The sequence below is a fragment of the Pantoea sp. Acro-807 genome (assembly GCF_011752675.1).
GTDB classification, from domain to species: Bacteria; Pseudomonadota; Gammaproteobacteria; order Enterobacterales; family Enterobacteriaceae; genus Pantoea; species Pantoea eucrina.
Genome location: NZ_VWXE01000006.1, coordinates 167,073 through 186,864 on the forward strand (window position 1 = coordinate 167,073; position 19,792 = coordinate 186,864).

A 19,792-nucleotide genomic window follows, 5' to 3' on the forward strand; every position below is an offset into this window, starting at 1 on the left:
GCTGCGTGGGTTAACCAATCAGGTAGGTGGCGGTGGCCGTAGCGATATAATCGTGCTGCTCATTATGCAGTTCAACGCGCGCCACGGCGACTTTATTACCGGCACGCAGCAGAGTGCCGGTAGCGATAAAACGCTCGCCGCGGCCCGGGCGCAGATAATCAACCCGCAGATCGATAGTGCCCATTCGCGCCAGCCGCTGCCGCAGCTCCTCTTCGCTGATGCTCTCCTGCCGCGTCAGCGCATGGCTGACGCAAACCAGCCCGGCGGTAACATCCAGTACTGAGGCAATCACGCCGCCATGCAGGATTTGCTGTGCGGCGTTGCCTACCAGCATGGTTTTATTGGCAAATGCCAGCCGGACCGTATCAGCATCAAGGTGTTCCAGTTCCAGGCCCAGCGCCTGATTAAACGGCATATGATAAACAAAAATTTCACCAATCAGCTGGCGCGCGTCCTGCTGAGTCAGCATCGGAGATGACATAGTTACGGCCTTAAGATGTTAAGAAGTTGTGTATATTATGCTGCTCCCGCGCTGCTTTCCAGTTTCAGAAATCGGCGCTGATCAACGCCCCGCTTTGCGTGTAGAATGGCCTGCTTTTTGTACCACCGCCCTGAAAACCTTCCCACGCAGCGCACTGGAGAACACTATGCGTAAGCAATACGTCATGCTGGCCGCGGCATTAACCGTTCCTGCACTGGCGCAGGCAGATGAAGCCACGATTAAAAATATTCACGACGCACCTGCGGTGAAGGGGAGCGTGATCGCAAATCTGCTGGAAAAGCATGACAATCCGTTTGTGCTTTACCCCTATGAAAACAACTACCTGCTTTACACCTACACCAGCGACATGAATAAAGAGGCGATTTCCTCTTACAACTGGGCAGACAAAGCGAAAAAAGATGAAGTAAAATTCCAGCTCAGCCTGGCGTTTCCGCTGTGGCGCGGCATTTTAGGTGATAACTCAGTACTGGCCGCCTCGTATACTCAGCGTTCATGGTGGCAGCTGTCGAATCGCGGCGCGTCGTCACCCTTCCGCGAAACGAACTATGAGCCACAGCTGTTTCTGGGCTGGGCAACGGACTACTCACTGGCAGGCTGGACGCTGCGCGATGTGGAGCTGGGCGTTAATCATCAGTCCAATGGTCGCAGCGATCCCACTTCCCGCAGCTGGAACCGCCTTTACGCCCGCCTGATGGCAGAAAACGGCAACTTCCTTGCGGAGATCAAGCCCTGGTATCGTCTGCCGGAAAGCGCCAGCAATGACGATAACCCGGACATTACCAAATACATGGGTTATTACCGCGCGAAGCTCGGCTATATGATGGGCGACAGCATTTTCAGCGTGGAAGGCAACTATAACTGGAACAGCGGCTACGGCGGCGCAACCTTCGCCTGGAGCTATCCTCTCACTGAACACGTTCGCTTTTATACGCAGCTGTTCAGCGGCTATGGCGAATCGCTTATCGACTATAACCACCGTCAGACCCGTTTAGGCGTGGGCGTAACGCTTAACGATCTGTTCTAATCAGTAAAACAGGATTACCGTGGCAATTTCGGCAGTGCACAATCAGGAAACGCTGGCGCAGCAGGTGTTACATGACACCTTCGGCTATCAGCAGTTTCGTCCGGGTCAGCAATCCATTATCGAGTCAGCGCTCTCGGGGCGCGACTGTCTGGTCGTCATGCCGACCGGCGGCGGCAAATCGATCTGTTATCAGATCCCGGCGCTGGTGCAGGACGGGCTGACACTGGTGGTCTCCCCGCTGATTTCACTGATGAAAGATCAGGTTGATCAGCTGCTGGCCAACGGCGTGGCGGCGGCGTGTCTTAACTCGACGCAGACGCGCGAACAGCAGCAGCAGGTTTTTGCCGATTGCCGTACCGGGAAGCTCAAACTGCTCTACATCGCTCCGGAACGGTTGATGATGGACAACTTCCTCGAGGGGCTGCAGCACTGGAATCCGGTGATGCTGGCCGTCGATGAAGCGCACTGTATTTCGCAGTGGGGGCATGACTTCCGGCCGGAGTATGGCGCACTCGGGCAGCTGAGGCAGCGCTTTCCGCAGTTGCCGGTGATGGCGCTGACCGCCACGGCCGATGAAACCACGCGTAACGACATTGTCCATTTGCTGCAGATGCGCGATCCGCTGATTCAGGTCAGCAGCTTTGATCGTCCTAACATTCGCTATACCCTGGTGGAGAAGTTTAAACCCACCGATCAGCTGCTGCGCTACGTACAGGAGCAGCGCGGCAAAAGCGGCATTATCTACTGCAACAGCCGGGCAAAAGTGGAAGATACCGCCGCGCGTCTGCAGAGCCGTGGTCTGAGCGTGGGCGCCTATCACGCCGGCATCGACAGCGCACAGCGCGCGCATGTGCAGGAAGCGTTTCAGCGCGACGATCTGCAGATTGTGGTCGCTACCGTGGCGTTTGGCATGGGGATCAACAAACCCAACGTACGCTTTGTGGTGCATTTTGATATCCCGCGCAACATCGAATCCTACTATCAGGAGACCGGCCGCGCCGGCCGCGATGGCCTGCCTGCTGAAGCGATGATGCTTTACGATCCGGCGGATATGGTCTGGCTACGCAAATGCCTGGAAGAGAAAGTCCCGGGGCCGCTGCAGGATATCGAGCGTCACAAGCTCAATGCGATGGGCGCGTTTGCGGAAGCGCAAACCTGCCGGCGTCTGGTACTGCTGAACTACTTTGGCGAAGGGCGTCAGCAGCCCTGCGGCAACTGTGATATCTGCCTCGATCCTCCCCGCCGCTATGACGGGCTGGTTGACGGGCAGAAAGCGCTGTCGTGCATTTACCGTACCGGCCAGCGTTTTGGCATGAGCTACATTGTGGAAGTATTGCGCGGCTCAGCCAGCCAGCGTATTCGCGATAACGGCCATGACAAACTGCCGATCTATGGTTTGGGGCGCGAGCAGAGCCTGGAGCACTGGATCAGCGTACTGCGTCAGCTCATCCACCTCGGCATGGTGACACAAAATATCGCTATGCACTCTGCGCTGCAGCTCACCGAGGCCGCGCGTCCGGTACTGCGCGCTGAAATACCGCTGATGCTTGCGGTACCGCGCACCGTGACGGCGAAAAGCCGCAGCAGTGCGCCAAAAGTGTACGGCGGCAACTACGATCGCAAGCTGTTTGCCAAGCTGCGTAAGCTGCGCAAGGCGATAGCTGATGAAGAGAATATTCCGCCTTACGTGGTGTTTAATGACGCCACGCTGATTGAAATGGCGGAACAGTTGCCGGTCAGCGCGTCAGATATGCTGAGCGTAAACGGCGTAGGGCATCGCAAGCTGGAGCGCTTTGGTAAGCCGTTCCTGCTGATGATCCGGGAACATCTTGATAATGACGAATAAAGGACTAAACGCATGCTGATATTATTTGCTACCGTCGCGCTGGTGCACCTGGTTGCGCTGATGAGCCCCGGCCCTGACTTCTTTTTTGTGTCGCAAACTGCGGCCAGCCGCTCGCGTAAAGAGGCGATGATGGGCGTGCTGGGCATTACGCTGGGCATTGTTGTCTGGGCGGGCGTAGCGCTGATGGGGCTGCACCTGCTGCTGGCCAAAATGGCATGGCTGCATGAAATTATCATGGTGGGCGGCGGGCTCTATCTGCTGTGGATGGGCTGGCAGCTGCTGCGCTCGGCGCGTCAGCGCCATAAGCAGCCGCAGAGTGATGCACCCGAGGTGGAGCTGCCGAAGCGCGGCATGAGCTTTCTGAAAGGGCTGCTGACAAACCTGTCCAATCCCAAAGCCATTATCTATTTTGGCAGCGTCTTTTCGCTGTTTGTCGGTAATGATGTCGGTGCCGCGACGCGCTGGGGGCTATTCCTGCTGATTATTGCGGAAACCTTTGCATGGTTTGCGCTGGTGGCCGCTATCTTTGCCCTGCCGTGGATGCGCGAGAAGTATCAGCGCATGGCAAAGTGGGTGGATGGCATGGCGGGCGTGCTGTTTGCCGGTTTTGGCATTCACCTGATTATTTCGCGCTAGGCCCGGTCGCCTGAAACGGCGACGCTGCGCCGGGTGTGGCTGACCGCACACCCGGCCGTTTATTACGCTATTTTACGCGCGCTGGCTAACAGCGCGCCGACCGCCATAAACAATCCGCCAAAAATGCGGTTCAGCAGCTTCATCTGTCTCGGGCCTTTGATCCAGCCCGCAATGCGCGTTGCCAGCGTGGCGTAGCCAATCATCACGATGATATCGACCACAATCGTGGTCACGCCGAGAATCAGATACTGCATCAGCTGCGGCTGATGGGGCAGAATAAACTGCGGAAACAGCGCGGCGAGAAACACGATACTTTTAGGGTTGGTCAGGTTCACCAGCAGCGCGCGCTGAAACAGGTGCCGGCGCGGCATCGCTTTGGCAACGGCGTTCAGGTCGAGGCTGCCAGCGGCGCGCCACTGCTGAATACCCAGCCAGATCAGATAGGCAGCACCGGCCCATTTGAGGATCTCAAACGCCAGCAGCGACTGTGAAAATAGCGCGCCGAGTCCGGCCCCCACCAGCACAATATGCACCGCCAGTCCGAGCTGTAAGCCGGTAATCGATACGGCCGCACCGCGATAGCCGTGGCTGATACCGGTGCTCATGGTATTGATAGCGCCTGAGCCTGGTGAAAGGCTGAGGATGGTTGTGGTAAGCAGGTAGGTTAACCACCATTCTGTCGTCATGTGTGACATTCCCTGAAGCGAGCGAAGTATGACACAATACGCCAGAAAATTGCGCTGCGCTATGGCATACCAGCAGGGCGAACTGAACTCTCCGGGAGGGGCAGATGCAGCATCACAGAGAGAGCTGGCTCAGGCGTGAACGCGCTTTTGCGGCGTTTGCTACCGGTCCGCTGCTCGACTTCTGGCGGCAGCGGGAAGAGTGTGAGTTCACCGGAACGGGTAATCTTACTCTCCGCTATGTACGTTTTACTGCGCCACACCACACGCGCGTGATCCTGATTGTGCCGGGGCGTATTGAAAGCTATATCAAATACCCGGAGCTGGCATACGACCTGTTTCACTGCGGCTACGATGTGGTGATTATTGACCATCGCGGGCAGGGGCGCTCTGAGCGGCTGCTGGCAGATTCGCACCGCGGACACGTGGTGGAGTTCAGCGACTATGTTGACGATCTGGAGACGCTCTACCTGAAAGAGATTGTCAGCCAGCATTATCAGCAGCGCTATGTCCTCGCTCACTCAATGGGCGGTGCGATTGTCGCGCTGTTTCTGGCCCGGCAGCCGCGGGCATTTCATGCGGCGGTGCTGTGCGCACCTATGTTTGGCATTGTGCTACCGCTGCCGCCCTTTCTGGCGCACCGTATTCTTGACTGGGCAGAGAAGCGGCCGGCGCTGCGCGACGGATACGCCCTTGGTACCGGACGCTGGCGCGCGCATCCGTTTGGCATTAACCGCCTGACGCACAGCCGCGAGCGCTATCGACGCAATCTGCGCTTTTATGCTGACGATCCGGCTATTCGCGTCGGCGGTCCGACCTATCACTGGGTGCGTGAAGGCGTGCAGGCCGGACGCAATATCATGCGTCAGGCGGCAAATATCACCACGCCGCTGCTGCTGCTGCAGGCGAGTGAAGATGATGTGGTGGACAACCGTTCACAGGATCTCTTCTGCCAGGCGCTGGCGGCAGCCGGGCATCCCTGTGAAGGTAACGCACCGCGCGTCATTAAAGGCGCGCGACATGAAATTCTGTTTGAATCAGATGCAATGCGCGCCGAAGCGCTCAATGCCACCGTGGATTTTTTTGCCCGTCATCTCAGCTGACGTTATTTCCGTTATTACAACCCGAGGTTTCCATGTTTCACATCGTTGCATCCGATCTGGATGGCACGCTGCTCTCGCCGCAACATCGTCTGACGCCGTTTGCCCGTACCACGCTGCAGGCGCTGGTGGCGCGTGATATCCATTTTGTTTTTGCCACCGGCCGCCACCATATCGATGTGGGACAGATGCGCGACAAGCTCGGCATTCCGGCGTACATGATCACCTCCAACGGCGCGCGCGTGCATAACGCCGCAGGCGAGCTGATTTTCAGCCACAATCTTGACGGCGATATCGCCAGCGAGCTTTACGCCCTGGAATATCAGGATGAAAATATTCTGACCCATGTTTATCGCGATGATGAGTGGTTTATGAACCGTCACCATCCCGATGAGCAGGACTATTTCCAGGAGTCGGAGTTTATGTATCAGCTCTATGAGCCGGGAATATTGCCCACCGATGGCATCAGCAAAGTCTTCTTCACCTGCAGCGATCCGGCTCGTCTGCTGCCGCTGGAGCAGGCGATTGAAGCGCGCTGGGGCGATCGCGTTAACGTCAGTTTCTCGCTGCCAACCTGTCTGGAAGTGATGGCGGGCGGCGTGTCGAAGGGGCACGCGCTGGAGGCTGTGGCAAAACAGCTGGGGCATTCGCTGAAAGCGTGCATCGCATTCGGCGATGGCATGAATGATGTTGAGATGCTGAGTATGGCCGGTAAAGGGTGCATTATGCACAACGGTCAGCAGCGCCTGAAGGATACGCTGCCGTCGCTGGAGATCATTGGCAGCAATGCGGACGATGCGGTGCCGCACACGCTGCGTAAACTCTTTCTGGAGTAAAAAAACGGGCCGGTCTCTCCCGGCCCGCCTCGCTTATCCGAGCTGTTTCTTATGCTTATGTTCGTTGATCATGGTGAGCAGCAGCAGCACCACTGCCAGCACCGAGCCGGCGATCATCACCATAAACCCGCCATCCCAGCCGAAGAAATCAACGGTATAGCCAACGATAGCGCTGGCTGCCACGGAGCCACCCAGATAACCGAACAGGCCGGTAAAGCCCGCTGCGGTGCCGGCGGCCTTCTTCGGTGCCAGTTCCAGCGCGTGCAGGCCAATCAGCATCACCGGGCCGTAGATCAGAAAGCCAATCACAATCATACAGAGCATATCGATGCCCGGATTGCCCGGCGGGTTAAGCCAGTAGATCACGGTAGCGATTGTCACCAGCGTCATAAAGAACACGCCGGTCGCGCCGCGATTGCCTCTGAACACTTTGTCTGACATCCAGCCGCACAGCAGCGTACCGGGAATGCCCGCATACTCATACAGGAAGTAGGCCCAGGAGGATTTATCCAGCGTAAAGTGTTTCACCTCTTTCAGATAGGTCGGCGACCAGTCGAGGATGCCGTAGCGCAGCAGATAGACAAAGACGTTTGCCAGCGCGATATACCACAGAAGCTTATTGGGCAGGATGTACTGCATAAAGATCTGCTTTGCGGTCAGCTCCTGCTCATGGTCCTCGCTGTAATCAGGCGGATAGTCATTTTTCCACGCTTCAATCGGCGGCAGACCGCATGATTGCGGTGTATCGCGCATCATGGCAAACGCAAACAGCGCGATCAGAATGGCGCCAAACGCGGGCATATAGAGCGCCGCTTTCCAGTCGTTAAACCACGCCATACCGAGCAGGAACAGCAGTGGCGGGATACCGCCTCCGACGTTATGCGCGCAGTTCCACACGGAAACAATGCCGCCGCGCTCTTTCTGTGACCACCAGTGCACCATGGTGCGGCCACACGGCGGCCAGCCCATTCCCTGGAACCAGCCACACAGGAACAGCAGCACAAACATCACCATAATGCTGGAGGTCGCCCAGGGCACGAAGCCCATAAACAGCATGACCGAGGCGGCAAGAATCAGGCCCGCCGGCAGAAAAACGCGAGGGTTTGAGCGATCGGAAACAGAACCCATGATAAATTTGGAAAAGCCGTACGCAATAGAGATGCCGGAGAGGGCAAACCCTAAATCCCCGCGCGAGAACCCCTGTTCAACCAGATAGGGCATCGCCAGCGCGAAGTTTTTGCGTACCAGATAGTAAGCCGCATAGCCGAAGAAGATCCCGAGGAAGATCTGCCAGCGCAGCCGGCGATACAGTGGATCAACACGATCGTCAGCGACCTGAGGCCGATGCGGTGCAGGTTTAAAAATACTCAGCATGAGTGTGGCCCTCCGGGGCGCAGAATAGTTATGAATTTCCCAGCAGGTTGGGGCAGAAATACGCATAAGCGCAAAGGAAACCTGGTGTTTCCATATCGCGCAAAGGATAGAGATGGTTGCTGCACGTTACTGTGACGTGTGACACATATGTTACAGTTTTATGACAATCAGGAGCGAAAAAAACCAGGAAATGTTGGATTTCGCGCATTTTGCCAGGTTTCAAGCCGGTGTTCATGCGCATTCTGACCAGAGCCTGTGTCAGGAGGTAACAGCTGACCAGCGCGTATCGCCAGCTGTCCGCCACAAGCGGGCAAAATATGATCAGTTGTAAACCAGATTATTCAGCTGGTTCATGCAGGTTTGATTACACTAGCGCCTCTGTTTATCGGGGAATGGTGTGCCGTGCTGTTACTTATTATCACCACTGTATTGTGGGCTTTTTCTTTTAGCCTGATCGGCGAATATCTGGCCGGCCAGGTGGATAGCTGGTTTTCCGTGTTGATGCGCCTGGGCCTGGCCGCGCTGGTTTTTCTGCCGTTTTTGCGCTGGCGCGGCTACCGGGCATCAACGCTGCTGCTTTATATGCTGGTGGGAATGCTGCAGCTCGGCATTATGTATCTGCTCAGTTTTGAAGCCTATCTCTACCTGAGTGTATCTGAGTTCCTGCTGTTTACGGTGATGACGCCGCTCTATATTACGCTGATTTATGACCTGCTGAGCCGGCGTCCGCTGCGCATCGGCTACGCCTTCAGCGCGCTGCTGGCGGTAGCGGGGGCAGCCATTATTCGCTATGACAAAGTCAGCGATCATTTCTGGCTGGGTCTGCTGCTGGTGCAGGCGGCGAATCTCTGCTTTGCTGTCGGCATGGTGGGATACAAACGGCTGCAGGAGACGCGGCCCATGCCGCAGCATACGGCGTTCTCCTGGTTCTATCTCGGAGCGGTGCTGATTGCCGCGCTGGCCTGGTCGCTGTGGGGCAATCCGCAGAAGCTGCCCACGACCACGCTGCAGTGGAGCGTGCTGATATGGCTGGGCGTTGCCGCATCCGGGCTGGGCTATTTTATGTGGAACTATGGAGCCACGCAGGTGGATGCCGGCACGCTGGGCATTATGAACAATATGCATGTTCCGGCGGGGCTGCTGGTAAATCTGGCGATCTGGCAGGAGAAGCCGCACTGGCCGAGCTTTATTGCGGGCGCTGCGGTGATCTTCGCTTCACTCTATGTGCATAAACGCTGGGTGATCGGCAGGCGTCACGCCTGAGCACGTGGCGGGCGCAGCCTGCAGGCTGCGCCGTGCGATCAGCTTTTCTTCGCCGGCGTTCCCGGACGCTGGATAAGCGTTAATCCTTTCAGGAAATTACGCAGGATTTGATCGCCACATTCGCGGTAGTTCTTGTGATCCGGATTGCGGAAGATAGCGCCGATTTCGCCCTGCGAAACCTTGAAGTTGGCTTTCAGCAGGATGTCGGGAATATCAGTGGTTTTCAGCGCAAACGCGATACGCAGTTTCTTCAGAAAGATGTTATTGCTCATGCGGCGTTCAACAGAGGGTGCCGGCGCATCGTCGCTTTTACCGCGCCGGTAGTAGATCAGGCCGTTGAGGAAATAGCCCATCAGTACATCAGGCAGTTTGCGAAACGCGGCGTCATCCTCTTTTTTCAGCCAGGCCTGCACATCCTCCAGCGGCACATCGCTTCCCGCAAGGGCAAAAATCTCCACCACTTTGCTATCGCTCAGATCGAGCATATAGCGCACGCTGCGCAGAACATCGTTATTGGTCATGGTGAAACTCTCCGGGTATGCAGTAAGGGCGGCGCATTATAGTGCAGGCGGGGCGGGGATAACAGCGCGGCGCGCGCACGCCGCGCCGGACCATCAGGATGCGCCGGGTAATACCGCGCCCGGCTGCGAAGCGTCGCGCACAAACGGCAGGTGATCGCAGGCGTGCTGGCGGGCAAAGCGCACAAAGGCTTCCAGTACCGGCTGACGCTGTTCGCCTTCGCGTACGGCGGCGTAGAGCCGGCTCCAGAGACCGTCGCCCAGCGTTTTGGTGACGACCAGCCCCTGCTTTTCAAAGTTCTCAACCACCCAGTGCGGCAGGGCGGCGATCCCCATCTGCGCCGAAACCATCTGAATCAGCAGCAGCGTATTATCCACGCTTTTCAGCGCCGGGCTGACGCCGGCGGGCTGCAGAAAGTGACGCCAGACATCCAGCCGCTGGCGCTGTACCGGGTAGATCATCAGAACTTCATCAGCGAAATCCTGCGGCGTAATATGCGTGCGCTGCGCCAGCGGATGATCGGGTGCCAGCACCAGCCGCATCTCAAAATCAAACATCGGCGTATAAAACAGCCCGCTGCGCGGCAGAATATCTGAGGTCAGTACCACATCAAGCTCGCCCTGCTGCAGCGCCGGCTGCGGATCAAAGGTGACGCCGGATTTAAAATCCATCACCACCTGCGGCCAGCTTTTGCGGAAGTTATTCAGCGCAGGCGTCAGCCACTGAATACAGCTGTGGCATTCAATAGCGATGCGCAGTGTGGCCTGCTGCTGTGGCTCATGACACGCCTGCAGCGCCTGCTGGATCTGCGGCAGTACCTGCTCTGCCAGCTGCAGTAAAATCTCACCCTGCGGCGTAAAGCGCAGCGGCTGGCTTTTACGCACAAACAGCCGGAAGCCAAGGCGCTGCTCCAGATCGCTGAACTGATGCGATAAGGCAGACTGCGTCTGGTGCAGCTGCGCCGCAGCGGCGGCGAGCGAGCCGGTGTTGTGTAACGCCTGCAGCGTTCGCAGGTGTTTGAGTTCGATCATGAGAATCCTTCACAGCGGGACAAAACGAATAACGCGGTAAGCTATACACTACCCGCAGATTGTGGCGGTGTAAACATCTGGATGGCTAAATGGGATGGGCTGCTGTGCGCAGAGGCAGCAAACGCGGGCGTCAAAAGCAGAACGTGCATGAAAAAGGGCGCCTCAGCGCCCCGGATAACGTTATGCGCTGGGGGCTACCCCATACTGTTTGAACCACGCCAGCATACGCTGCCAGCCATCCCGGGCCGATTCTGCATGATAGCCTGGACGATAATCGGCGTTAAACGCGTGACCGGCATCCGGATAGACCACAATTTCCGCTCTGGCATTGGCAGCATGCAGCGCCTGACGCATTTTATCGATACTCTCCAGCGGAATACCCTCATCCTGCCCGCCATACAGGCCGAGCACCGGCGCGTTCAGATCGACGGCGACATCAATCGGATGCTTCTGCTGCTTCAGCGTTTTTTCTCCTTCCAGGCGGCCATACCACGCCGCTGCGGCACGCACCTGAGGATTGTGTGCGGCAAACAGCCAGCTGATGCGCCCGCCCCAGCAGAAGCCGGTAATCGCCAGACGACGAATATCGCCATCGTGCCGTGCAGCCCAGTTTGCCGCATGATCGAGATCGGCAAGCACCTGGCTGTCGGGCACTTTGCTCACCAGCTCGCTGAGCAGCGTCGGGATATCGTGATACTCCTGCGGATCGCCTTCGCGGAAATAGAGTTCCGGTGCCACTGCGAGGTAGCCCTCCAGTGCCAGGCGGCGACACAGATCGCGGATATGCTCATGTACGCCGAAAATCTCCTGAACCACCAGTACCACCGGCAGCGTACCGCTGAATGATTTAGGTCGTGCGTACCAGGCGGGCAGATTTTCCCCCTGGCTGGGAATTGAGGTCTCGCCACACTGAATCGCATCGCTTTGGGTAATGATTGTGCTGCTGGCGGCGGGCTGCGCCGCTGAGGCGAAGCCACCCGGGGTCGATTCTTGTGCCATATTTTCTGTGGTTTTCATGGTTCTCTCCGTGCTGGCAGGTGCGCAATCAGGTAACTATAGCCTGGTCATGATGGCCGGATGGTTACAGGGTAAAAGGAACAGATTCTCAGATGCGGCTTCTGTATTAACATTGCCGCTGAAGCTTACGCAGCACCGTGCCGGATAAATGTGTGAAACGGCGCGTTATATTGTGACAAAAATCACAAATAGTGCGGTTGGTAATGTAACTTTCATTATTTGAAGTGAGAGATATCACATATTTGTCGCGCTGCCTCACGTAGAGTGCGCGTCACAATACTTAATTAGCAGGAGTCTGATATGACCCAGTCTGACGTTTTCCACCTTGGTATCACTAAAGCTGACCTGAAAGGCGCTACGCTGGCGATCGTCCCGGGCGACCCGGAGCGGGTGAAAAAAATCGCGGCGCTGATGGAGAATCCGCAGCATCTGGCGTCGCATCGTGAATTCACCACCTGGCTGGCGGAGATCGACGGCAAGCCGGTAGTGGTCTGCTCAACCGGTATCGGTGGTCCTTCAACCTCAATTGCGGTAGAGGAGCTGGCGCAGCTCGGCGTCCGGACCTTCCTGCGCGTCGGCACCACCGGTGCCATTCAGCCGCACATTAACGTTGGTGACGTGCTGGTGACGACCGCCTCAGTACGCCTGGATGGCGCCAGCCTGCACTTTGCTCCGATGGAATTCCCGGCCGTGGCCGATTTTGCCTGTACCACGGCGCTGGTCGCGGCGGCAGAAGAGTGCGGCGCGCGTACCCATATCGGCATCACTGCCTCTTCTGACACCTTCTATCCGGGGCAGGAGCGTTACGACACCTTCTCTGGTCGCGTGGTCAATCGCTTCCAGGGCTCCATGCAGGAGTGGCAGGCGATGGGCGTACTTAACTATGAGATGGAATCCGCTACACTGTTAACCATGTGCGCCAGTCAGGGACTGCGTGCCGGCATGGTGGCTGGCGTCATTGTGAACCGTACGCAAAAAGAGATCCCGGACGCGGCAACCATGAAGCAGACCGAGAGCGACGCTGTGAAAATTGTGGTGGAAGCCGCGCGTCGCTTACTGTAGCGCGCCAGTTGGCAATGGATGCGGGACCCGCCTCACAGGGAACTCAGCCGCTGACGAATCAGGATGCGCACCTATTCAGCGAACTCTGGGATCCCTTTTATGCGCAAAACCTTCTCCGCTCCCCGTTCCGCCGCTGTCAATAATCCCGCTGCTGCGCAGGCGCGCGTTGAACACGCCGCCACGCAGTTTCGCCAGGCGATGGCCGACGGCGACTACGCGCAGGCGCGTCAGTGCTGTGAAGCGGTATTGCGGGTAATGCCGAACCATATGCAGGTGCTCAGCGACTATGCACTGACGCTGATGCGCACCGGCGACTATAAAAAATCGTACAAAATCTATCAGAAAATCTGCCAGGCGCCTGACGCACAGCGTGCACAGGCTTCGGAAACCTGGCTGGATGGCCTGACCGAGGTCTGTGGCTGGCTGGATAAGCCGGATGAGGTGGCACGCTACGGCCTGGCTTCGCTGATGCACTCCGATGCGCGCTTTTCTGCCGGACAAAAGCACCCGTTTCCGGCTGATGCGCCGCCGGCGTTTAACCCGCACAACCCGGCGGAAAACAGTATTGCGTTCAGCCTGTATGGCAACCAGCCGCGCTACTGCGAAACGCTGATTAAAAACGTTGAAGTGGCGCGCGAGCTCTATCCGGCATGGCAGTGTCGCGTCTATCTGGATGAAAGCGTGCCGCAGCATGTCTGGCAGCGCCTGCAGCACGCCGGCGCGCAGCTGGTGGATATGTCGCACGAAAAAGAGATTCAGCCTACGCTCTGGCGCTTTCTGGTGATGGATGACCCCACGGTCAGGCGCTTTATCATTCGCGACGCCGACTCGCTGCTGTCAGAGCGCGAAGCTGCGGCCGTGCAGGCCTGGCTCGACTCGCCGTTCTGGTTTCATCATATGCGTGATTACTTTACCCATACCGAACTGCTGCTGGCCGGAATGTGGGGCGGCTGTCACGGCGTCGTCCGCAACCTTGCGCAGCAGATGCGCGACTTTATGGCGCGCTACACCGGCAATCAGCGCTTCACCGATCAATATTTCCTCAAAGTGGCGCTGTGGCCCACCGTTCGTGCCAGCCTGCTCAGTCATGACGATCTTTTTCATTTTCATCAGGCGCAGCCGTGGCCCGCTCACGCCCCCGTTCGCTGGCAGACAGAACATTTTCATGTCGGCAGTAACGCCGGCTATGCCAGCATGACCGGTAAGGCCACTGCCCCCTGCAACGGTGCGCAGCAGGTTGAACTCGCCTGTGGCGGCCAGAGCTGGTGTTATCCGGCGCGCGTGGTGAATGAGAGTGAATGGGTGCTGCCGATGCCGTTTTTCCTGATCGATGCCTGGAAAGCGGGCGAACTCACGGTCAGAGCCTGCTGACCTCCTGCGGCCTGGCGTTCAGAGATTTCAGTAGACATTCCTCCAGGCCAACTTTACCTTTCCCCTGAGCATCGCGAGGGGCGGGGGGATCATGGATCAGCAACTTATTATTACGCTTGTACTGGCACTGGCCGGTCTGGGTATCGGCTGGCTGCTGGCGCAGCTGCGTGCCGGTCAGCAGCACGCCAGCCTGACCGCGGAGCATCGCCTGCTGGAAGCGGCGCAGCAGCGTCAGCAGCGCGAACAGGAACAGCTGCAGCTGCAGCTCCGGCAGCGTGAACAGGAGCTGCGGCAGCTGCATGGCACCCTGAGCGGGGCGCAGGAGCGCCTGCAGCAGCTGGATTACTGGCGTGCTGAAAGTGAACAGCTCAGCCGCGAGCTGCGTAATCAGCTGGAGGTCAACAGCGCACAGGAAGCGGAGCTGCGCGAGGTGACTATCCGGCTGGAGGAGACGCGCTTTGCCGCTGAAGAGAAGCAGCGGCTGCTGACCAGCAGCGAGCAGCGTCTGAGCGCCCAGTTTGAGAATCTTGCGAACCGCATTTTTGAAAACAGCGGTCGCCGTGTTGATGAGCAAAATCGTCAGAGTCTTAACAGCCTGATTGCGCCGCTGCGCGATCAGCTGGATGGCTTTCGCCGTCAGGTCAATGAGAGTTTTGGTCAGGAGGCGCGTGAGCGTCATACGTTAACGTATGAGATCCGCCAGCTGCAGCAGCTCAATGCACAAATGGCGCAGGAGGCGTTAAACCTGACCAAAGCGCTGAAAGGCGACAACAAGATTCAGGGTAACTGGGGCGAAGTGGTGCTCAGTCGGGTACTGGAAGCGTCCGGCCTGCGTGAGGGGTATGAGTATGAAACCCAGGTTAACATCGCGCTGGAGCAGGGGCGCATGCAGCCCGACGTGATTGTCCGGCTGCCGCAGGGCAAAGATGTGGTGGTGGATGCCAAGATGACGCTGGTCGCGTATGAGCGCTACTTTAACGCTGAGGATGATGCCGCACGGGAGCTGGCTATTCAGGACCATGTTGCGGCGATGCGCGGTCATATTCGTCTGCTGGGGCGAAAAGATTATCAACAATTACCCGGTTTACGCTCGCTGGATTATGTGCTGATGTTTATACCGGTGGAGCCGGCGTTTTTGCTGGCCATCGATCGGCAGCCTGAGCTGATTAGCGAGGCGCTGCAGCAGAATATCATGCTGGTCAGTCCGACTACGCTGCTGGTGGCGCTGCGTACTATCAATAATCTGTGGCGCTATGAGCATCAGAGCCGCAACGCCCAGCGGATTGCCGATCGCGCCGCACGGCTCTATGACAAAATGCGGCTGTTTGTCGATGATATGAGCGGCATCGGACATAATCTGGACAAGGCGCAGCAGAGCTATCAGCAGGCGATGAAAAAGCTGGCAGAAGGGCGCGGCAATCTTATCGCCCAGAGCGAGGCGTTTAAGTCGCTGGGAGTCGAAGTTAAGCGGCCCATTAATCCGCAGCTGGTGCAGCAGGCGCTGCCGGATGAAGCGGATGAGCGCTGGGCAGAGGATGATGCGGAAACGGCAGCGGAAGTGCGCCGTATCAATGAATAACCGGCGGCAACGTGCTCGGATCGCGCGACTCTGATACACTTCGGAGAGAATTATTTGTGGAACAGGTAAAACCGATGGCAGATGAATCACAGCAGGAAACTACTCACTTTGGCTTCCAGACCGTAGCAAAAAGTGAAAAGGCCGATAAAGTCGCGGACGTGTTTCATTCCGTTGCGGCAAAATATGACCTGATGAACGATTTGATGTCGTTCGGCGTCCATCGCGTATGGAAGCGTTTTACCATTGACAGCAGCGGCGTGCGTCGCGGTCAGCGCGTGCTCGACCTGGCAGGCGGCACGGGCGATCTCACGGCGAAATTTTCCCGTCTGGTGGGTGAAACCGGGCAGGTGGTTCTGGCGGATATTAACAGCTCGATGCTGAAAATGGGCCGTGAAAAGCTGCGTAATCTTGGGGTCACCGGCAACGTCAGCTATGTGCAGGCGAATGCGGAAGCTCTGCCGTTCCCGGATAACTATTTTGACTGCATCACCATCTCGTTTGGCCTGCGCAACGTCACGGAAAAAGAGAAAGCGCTGGCTTCAATGTTTCGCGTGCTGAAGCCGGGCGGTCGTCTGCTGGTGCTGGAGTTTTCTAAGCCGGTGCTGGATCCGCTGAGCAAGGCGTATGACGCCTATTCATTCCATATTCTGCCGCGTATCGGGCAGCTGGTGGCGAATGACGCAGAGAGCTATCGCTATCTGGCTGAATCTATTCGTATGCATCCCGATCAGGAGACCCTGAAAGCGATGATGAACGACGCCGGTTTTGAAAACAGCACGTATCACAACATGACTGGCGGCATTGTCGCGCTGCATCGTGGCTTTAAGTTCTGAGTGACCATGACGCTAACCCCTCTTATTACCGGCGCGCTTGAAACCGCGCTGAATCGTGTACTTTATCGCGATCGTAGCCTGAAAGTCGCCCGGCAGCGCCTGGCAGGTAAGGTGCTGCTGCTGCGGCTGCAGGAGCTCGATTTTCCCCTTGTGCTGGTCTTCAGCGAAACGCGACTGGACGTGCTGGGCGACTGGCAGGACAGCAGCGACTGCAGCGTCAGCCTGCGCCTGAGTACGTTGCCTAAACTGCGCGATCGCCAGCAGCTCACCGGCCTGATCCGCAGCGGCGAGCTGAACGTTGAGGGCGATCTGCAGGTGGTACAGCATTTCTCCGCATTAATGGATCTGGCTGAACTCGATCCGGCAGAGTATCTGGCACCCTGGACCGGTGATATTGCGGCACAGGGTATCAGTCAGGCCGGCAGGCGGGCGCTGGCTTTTGCGCAGCAGCAGGTAACGCGCCGTCAGGACTATCTCAGCCAGGTGGTAACCGAAGAGTGGCGGCTGGCGCCGGGTGCGCTGGAGCTGGCATGGTTTGCAGAAGAGGTTGAAGCGATGGAGCGTTCACTAAACGCCTTTGAGGCGCGTCTGGCACAGCGGGAGGCGAAATGACGCTCGGAGAACTTCGGCGCTTATATTTTATCGTTAAAATTTTTCTGACCTACGGGCTGGATGAACTCATACCGCACATGCGCATCACGCTGCCGCTGCGGCTGTGGCGCCGCTGCGTATTCTGGATCCCCAACCGGCATAAAGAAGCGGAGATGGGCCTGCGCCTGCGTCTGGCAATGGAGCAGCTTGGCCCGGTCTGGATCAAGTTTGGTCAGATGCTCTCAACCCGTCGCGATCTGTTTCCGCCTAAAATTGCCGACGAGCTGGCAATCCTGCAGGATCGCGTCGCGCCGTTTGACGGCGTAAAAGCAAAAGCGCAGATTGAGCGCTCGATTGGCGGTCCGGTTGAGACCTGGTTTGACGATTTCGATATCAAACCGCTCGCCTCTGCCTCTATTGCTCAGGTCCACACCGCGACGCTGAAATCTAACGGCCGCAAAGTGGTCATCAAAGTGATCCGCCCTGATATCCTGCCGGTAATCAAAGCGGATATGAAGCTGATCTACCGGCTGGCACGCTGGGTGCCGCGCCTGTTGCCGGATGGTCGCCGCCTGCGTCCGATGGAAGTGGTCCGCGATTACGAAAAAACGCTGATTGATGAACTCAATCTGCTGCGGGAAGCGGCCAATGCGATTCAGCTGCGCCGTAATTTTGATCAGAGCCGCATGCTCTACGTACCGGAGGTCTACTCCGATTACTGCAGCGAAACCATGCTGGTGATGGAGCGGATTTACGGAATCCCGATCTCCGATGTCGCCACGCTGGAGCAGCACGGCGTCAATATGAAGCTGCTGGCTGAACGCGGCGTGCAGGTTTTCTTTACCCAGGTATTTCGCGACAGCTTCTTTCACGCCGATATGCATCCGGGCAACATTTTTGTCAGTTACGATCGTCCGGAAGATCCGCAATATATCGGTATCGACTGCGGGATTGTGGGATCGCTTAACAAAGAAGATAAGCGCTATCTGGCCGAAAACTTTATTGCCTTTTTTAACCGCGACTACCGCAAGGTAGCGGAACTCCACGTGGATTCCGGCTGGGTGCCGCCCGATACTAACGTTGAAGATTTTGAGTTTGCTATCCGCACCGTCTGTGAACCGATTTTTGAGAAGCCGCTGGCGGAGATCTCATTTGGTCACGTGCTGCTGAACCTGTTCAACACGGCGCGCCGCTTTAATATGGAAGTGCAGCCGCAGCTGGTGCTGCTGCAAAAAACGCTACTCTATATTGAAGGGATTGGACGTCAGCTCTATCCGCAGCTCGATTTATGGAAAACCGCGAAGCCGTTTCTGGAAGAGTGGATCAAAGATCAGATTGGTCTTCCGGCACTGGTACGTAAGGTTAAAGAGAAAGCGCCTTTCTGGGCAGAGAAACTGCCAGAACTGCCGGAACTGTTTTACGACAGCATGCGCCAGCATAAGTTATTGCAGCACAGCGTTGATAAACTGGTTAATGAACTGAACGCGCAGCGCACCCGGCATCACCAGTCGCGCTACCTGTTTGGCGTGGGGGCCACGCTGCTGTTAAGCGGGACGGCAGTACTTCTGAGCCGGCCTGACTGGGACTTCTTCCCGGCGCTGTTAATGGCGGCGGGCATCGTGACCTGGCTGGTGGGCTGGCGCAAGACAAACTAATTGTTTGCCTGGTGCAAATCGCGTAATGTCGCAGGCCGGAGCCGGTTTCCCGGCCCGCCACATTACAGTTTTTCGTTTTGTTAAGTATTTCAGAGGCATATCTCATGGGCGGTATCAGTATCTGGCAATTGTTAATCATTGCCGTCATCGTTGTACTTCTGTTCGGCACCAATAAACTGCGCAACCTCGGTTCAGATCTTGGCTCATCCATTCGCGGCTTTAAAAAAGCGATGAGTGATGAAGATGAGAAAAAAGATCTGCCTAAAGAGCAGGATGCTGACTTCAATGCCAAAACGCTGGCAGATAAACAGCATGACCCGGTGAATAAAGATCAGCCGCGGGATAAGTAAGGTGTAACTGTGTTCGATATTGGCTTTAGTGAACTGGTTCTGGTGTTCGTGATCGGCCTGATTGTACTCGGGCCGCAACGTCTGCCGGTGGCGGTAAAAACGGTAGTGGGCTGGATCCGGGCAATTCGCTCGCTGGCGGCTAATGTGCAGCACGAGCTGGCGCAGGAGCTAAAGCTGCAGGAGTTGCAGGACAGCCTGAAGAAAGTGGAAGAGGCGGGAAAGGGAACGCTCTCTCCGGAGCTGAAGCAGTCAATGGAAGAGCTGCGTAAAACCGCTGACTCCATGAAGCGCTCTGTTCAGCAGAGTATTGATATCGAAAAAGCGGAGGATGAAGCGAATACGATTCATCAGCCTGCCGCGGTTAAACCTGATGTGCCGCCGGCTGCTGCCGTCACGCCGGCGCAGGCGGAGCATCACGCCAGCGCTCCGGCGCAGGCACCTGCCGCCGCAGAAACCGTCAGCGATCGGGCTGATGCGGCGCACTCACCCACTCCCCTTTCTGCAAAAGATGAACGATAAC

20 protein-coding genes are annotated in these 19,792 nt (G+C 57.2%); 14 read left to right on the forward strand and 6 right to left on the reverse strand.

Translation table 11 applies throughout. The features are described 5' to 3' along the window. Positions 1-10: 10 nt before the first annotated feature. Positions 11-481 (reverse strand): thioesterase family protein, encoded by a 471-nt coding sequence (locus tag F3J39_RS14835; protein WP_039381765.1) that lies wholly within the window; start codon positions 479-481, stop codon positions 11-13. 166 nt (positions 482-647) lie between these two features. On the opposite strand from F3J39_RS14835, the gene pldA reads away from it, so the two are divergent. The 3 genes from pldA to rhtC are packed head-to-tail and all read left to right on the forward strand — an operon-like array spanning position 648 to position 4,008. Then, on the forward strand, positions 648-1,526 hold the full coding sequence (gene pldA, locus F3J39_RS14840) for a phospholipase A (protein ID WP_039381766.1): 879 nt from the start codon (positions 648-650) through the stop codon (positions 1,524-1,526). 19 nt (positions 1,527-1,545) lie between these two features. After that, entirely contained in the window at positions 1,546-3,372 is a 1,827-nt protein-coding gene (gene recQ / locus F3J39_RS14845) for an ATP-dependent DNA helicase RecQ (protein WP_039381770.1), read from the forward strand. Between the two features lie 12 nt (positions 3,373-3,384). Further along, a complete protein-coding gene (gene rhtC / locus F3J39_RS14850; RefSeq protein ID WP_104085852.1) occupies positions 3,385-4,008 on the forward strand; it encodes a threonine export protein RhtC in 624 nt (207 codons plus the stop codon). Between the two features lie 62 nt (positions 4,009-4,070). On the opposite strand, the gene rhtB is transcribed toward rhtC, so the two are convergent. Continuing rightward, positions 4,071-4,694, reverse strand: a complete 624-nt coding sequence (gene rhtB / locus F3J39_RS14855) for a homoserine/homoserine lactone efflux protein (protein ID WP_094111154.1) — start codon at positions 4,692-4,694, stop codon at positions 4,071-4,073. 104 nt (positions 4,695-4,798) lie between these two features. Here rhtB and pldB point away from each other — a divergent pair, with 104 nt between their 5' ends. Both pldB and yigL read left to right on the forward strand, forming a co-directional pair. Then, positions 4,799-5,794: a lysophospholipase L2 gene (gene pldB, locus F3J39_RS14860; RefSeq protein ID WP_166714348.1), complete on the forward strand. Its 996-nt coding sequence runs from the start codon at positions 4,799-4,801 to the stop codon at positions 5,792-5,794. A gap of 32 nt (positions 5,795-5,826) precedes the next feature. Then, entirely contained in the window at positions 5,827-6,627 is an 801-nt protein-coding gene (gene yigL / locus F3J39_RS14865) for a sugar/pyridoxal phosphate phosphatase YigL (RefSeq protein WP_166714349.1), read from the forward strand. 33 nt (positions 6,628-6,660) lie between these two features. Here the strand turns inward: yigL and glpT are convergent, their stop codons facing one another. Further along, on the reverse strand, positions 6,661-8,001 hold the full coding sequence (gene glpT, locus F3J39_RS14870; protein WP_071668204.1) for a glycerol-3-phosphate transporter: 1,341 nt from the start codon (positions 7,999-8,001) through the stop codon (positions 6,661-6,663). 402 nt (positions 8,002-8,403) lie between these two features. On the opposite strand from glpT, the gene F3J39_RS14875 reads away from it, so the two are divergent. Next, complete coding sequence (locus tag F3J39_RS14875) at positions 8,404-9,264, forward strand: carboxylate/amino acid/amine transporter (protein ID WP_039385681.1); 861 nt, start codon at positions 8,404-8,406, stop codon at positions 9,262-9,264. A 38-nt stretch (positions 9,265-9,302) separates the two neighbouring features. On the opposite strand, the gene F3J39_RS14880 is transcribed toward F3J39_RS14875, so the two are convergent. The 3 genes from F3J39_RS14880 to F3J39_RS14890 form a co-directional block, all read right to left on the reverse strand. Beyond that, positions 9,303-9,785 (reverse strand): DUF1456 family protein, encoded by a 483-nt coding sequence (locus F3J39_RS14880; RefSeq protein WP_071668203.1) that lies wholly within the window; start codon positions 9,783-9,785, stop codon positions 9,303-9,305. 93 nt (positions 9,786-9,878) lie between these two features. Continuing rightward, positions 9,879-10,814, reverse strand: coding sequence for an HTH-type transcriptional regulator MetR (gene metR, locus F3J39_RS14885; RefSeq protein WP_039381784.1), 936 nt, complete (start codon positions 10,812-10,814; stop codon positions 9,879-9,881). Between the two features lie 180 nt (positions 10,815-10,994). Further along, the gene (locus tag F3J39_RS14890) at positions 10,995-11,831 is read right to left on the reverse strand and encodes a dienelactone hydrolase family protein (RefSeq protein WP_071668202.1); all 837 of its coding nucleotides are present in this window, start codon (positions 11,829-11,831) and stop codon (positions 10,995-10,997) included. A gap of 300 nt (positions 11,832-12,131) precedes the next feature. Between F3J39_RS14890 and udp the strand changes: the two genes are divergently transcribed. From udp to tatB, 8 genes are all read left to right on the forward strand, one after another. Continuing rightward, positions 12,132-12,893, forward strand: coding sequence for a uridine phosphorylase (gene udp / locus F3J39_RS14895; RefSeq protein ID WP_039381790.1), 762 nt, complete (start codon positions 12,132-12,134; stop codon positions 12,891-12,893). Between the two features lie 99 nt (positions 12,894-12,992). Continuing rightward, positions 12,993-14,264, forward strand: coding sequence for a tetratricopeptide repeat protein (locus F3J39_RS14900; RefSeq protein ID WP_108570300.1), 1,272 nt, complete (start codon positions 12,993-12,995; stop codon positions 14,262-14,264). Between the two features lie 91 nt (positions 14,265-14,355). Continuing rightward, a complete protein-coding gene (gene rmuC / locus F3J39_RS14905) occupies positions 14,356-15,843 on the forward strand; it encodes a DNA recombination protein RmuC (protein ID WP_104085848.1) in 1,488 nt (495 codons plus the stop codon). 74 nt (positions 15,844-15,917) lie between these two features. Continuing rightward, positions 15,918-16,676 carry a bifunctional demethylmenaquinone methyltransferase/2-methoxy-6-polyprenyl-1,4-benzoquinol methylase UbiE gene (gene ubiE, locus F3J39_RS14910; RefSeq protein ID WP_039381797.1) on the forward strand — a complete coding sequence of 253 codons (759 nt, stop codon included), beginning with the start codon at positions 15,918-15,920 and terminating at the stop codon, positions 16,674-16,676. A gap of 6 nt (positions 16,677-16,682) precedes the next feature. After that, positions 16,683-17,288: an SCP2 domain-containing protein gene (locus tag F3J39_RS14915; RefSeq protein WP_166714350.1), complete on the forward strand. Its 606-nt coding sequence runs from the start codon at positions 16,683-16,685 to the stop codon at positions 17,286-17,288. Then, on the forward strand, positions 17,285-18,922 hold the full coding sequence (ubiB, locus tag F3J39_RS14920; RefSeq protein WP_039381801.1) for a ubiquinone biosynthesis regulatory protein kinase UbiB: 1,638 nt from the start codon (positions 17,285-17,287) through the stop codon (positions 18,920-18,922). The genes F3J39_RS14915 and ubiB overlap by 4 nt, the downstream gene beginning before the upstream one ends. Positions 18,923-19,026: 104 nt before the next feature. Then, positions 19,027-19,272: a twin-arginine translocase TatA/TatE family subunit gene (tatA, locus tag F3J39_RS14925; RefSeq protein WP_039381803.1), complete on the forward strand. Its 246-nt coding sequence runs from the start codon at positions 19,027-19,029 to the stop codon at positions 19,270-19,272. A gap of 9 nt (positions 19,273-19,281) precedes the next feature. Next, the gene (tatB, locus tag F3J39_RS14930) at positions 19,282-19,791 is read left to right on the forward strand and encodes a Sec-independent protein translocase protein TatB (protein WP_039381806.1); all 510 of its coding nucleotides are present in this window, start codon (positions 19,282-19,284) and stop codon (positions 19,789-19,791) included. Position 19,792 lies beyond the last annotated feature (1 nt).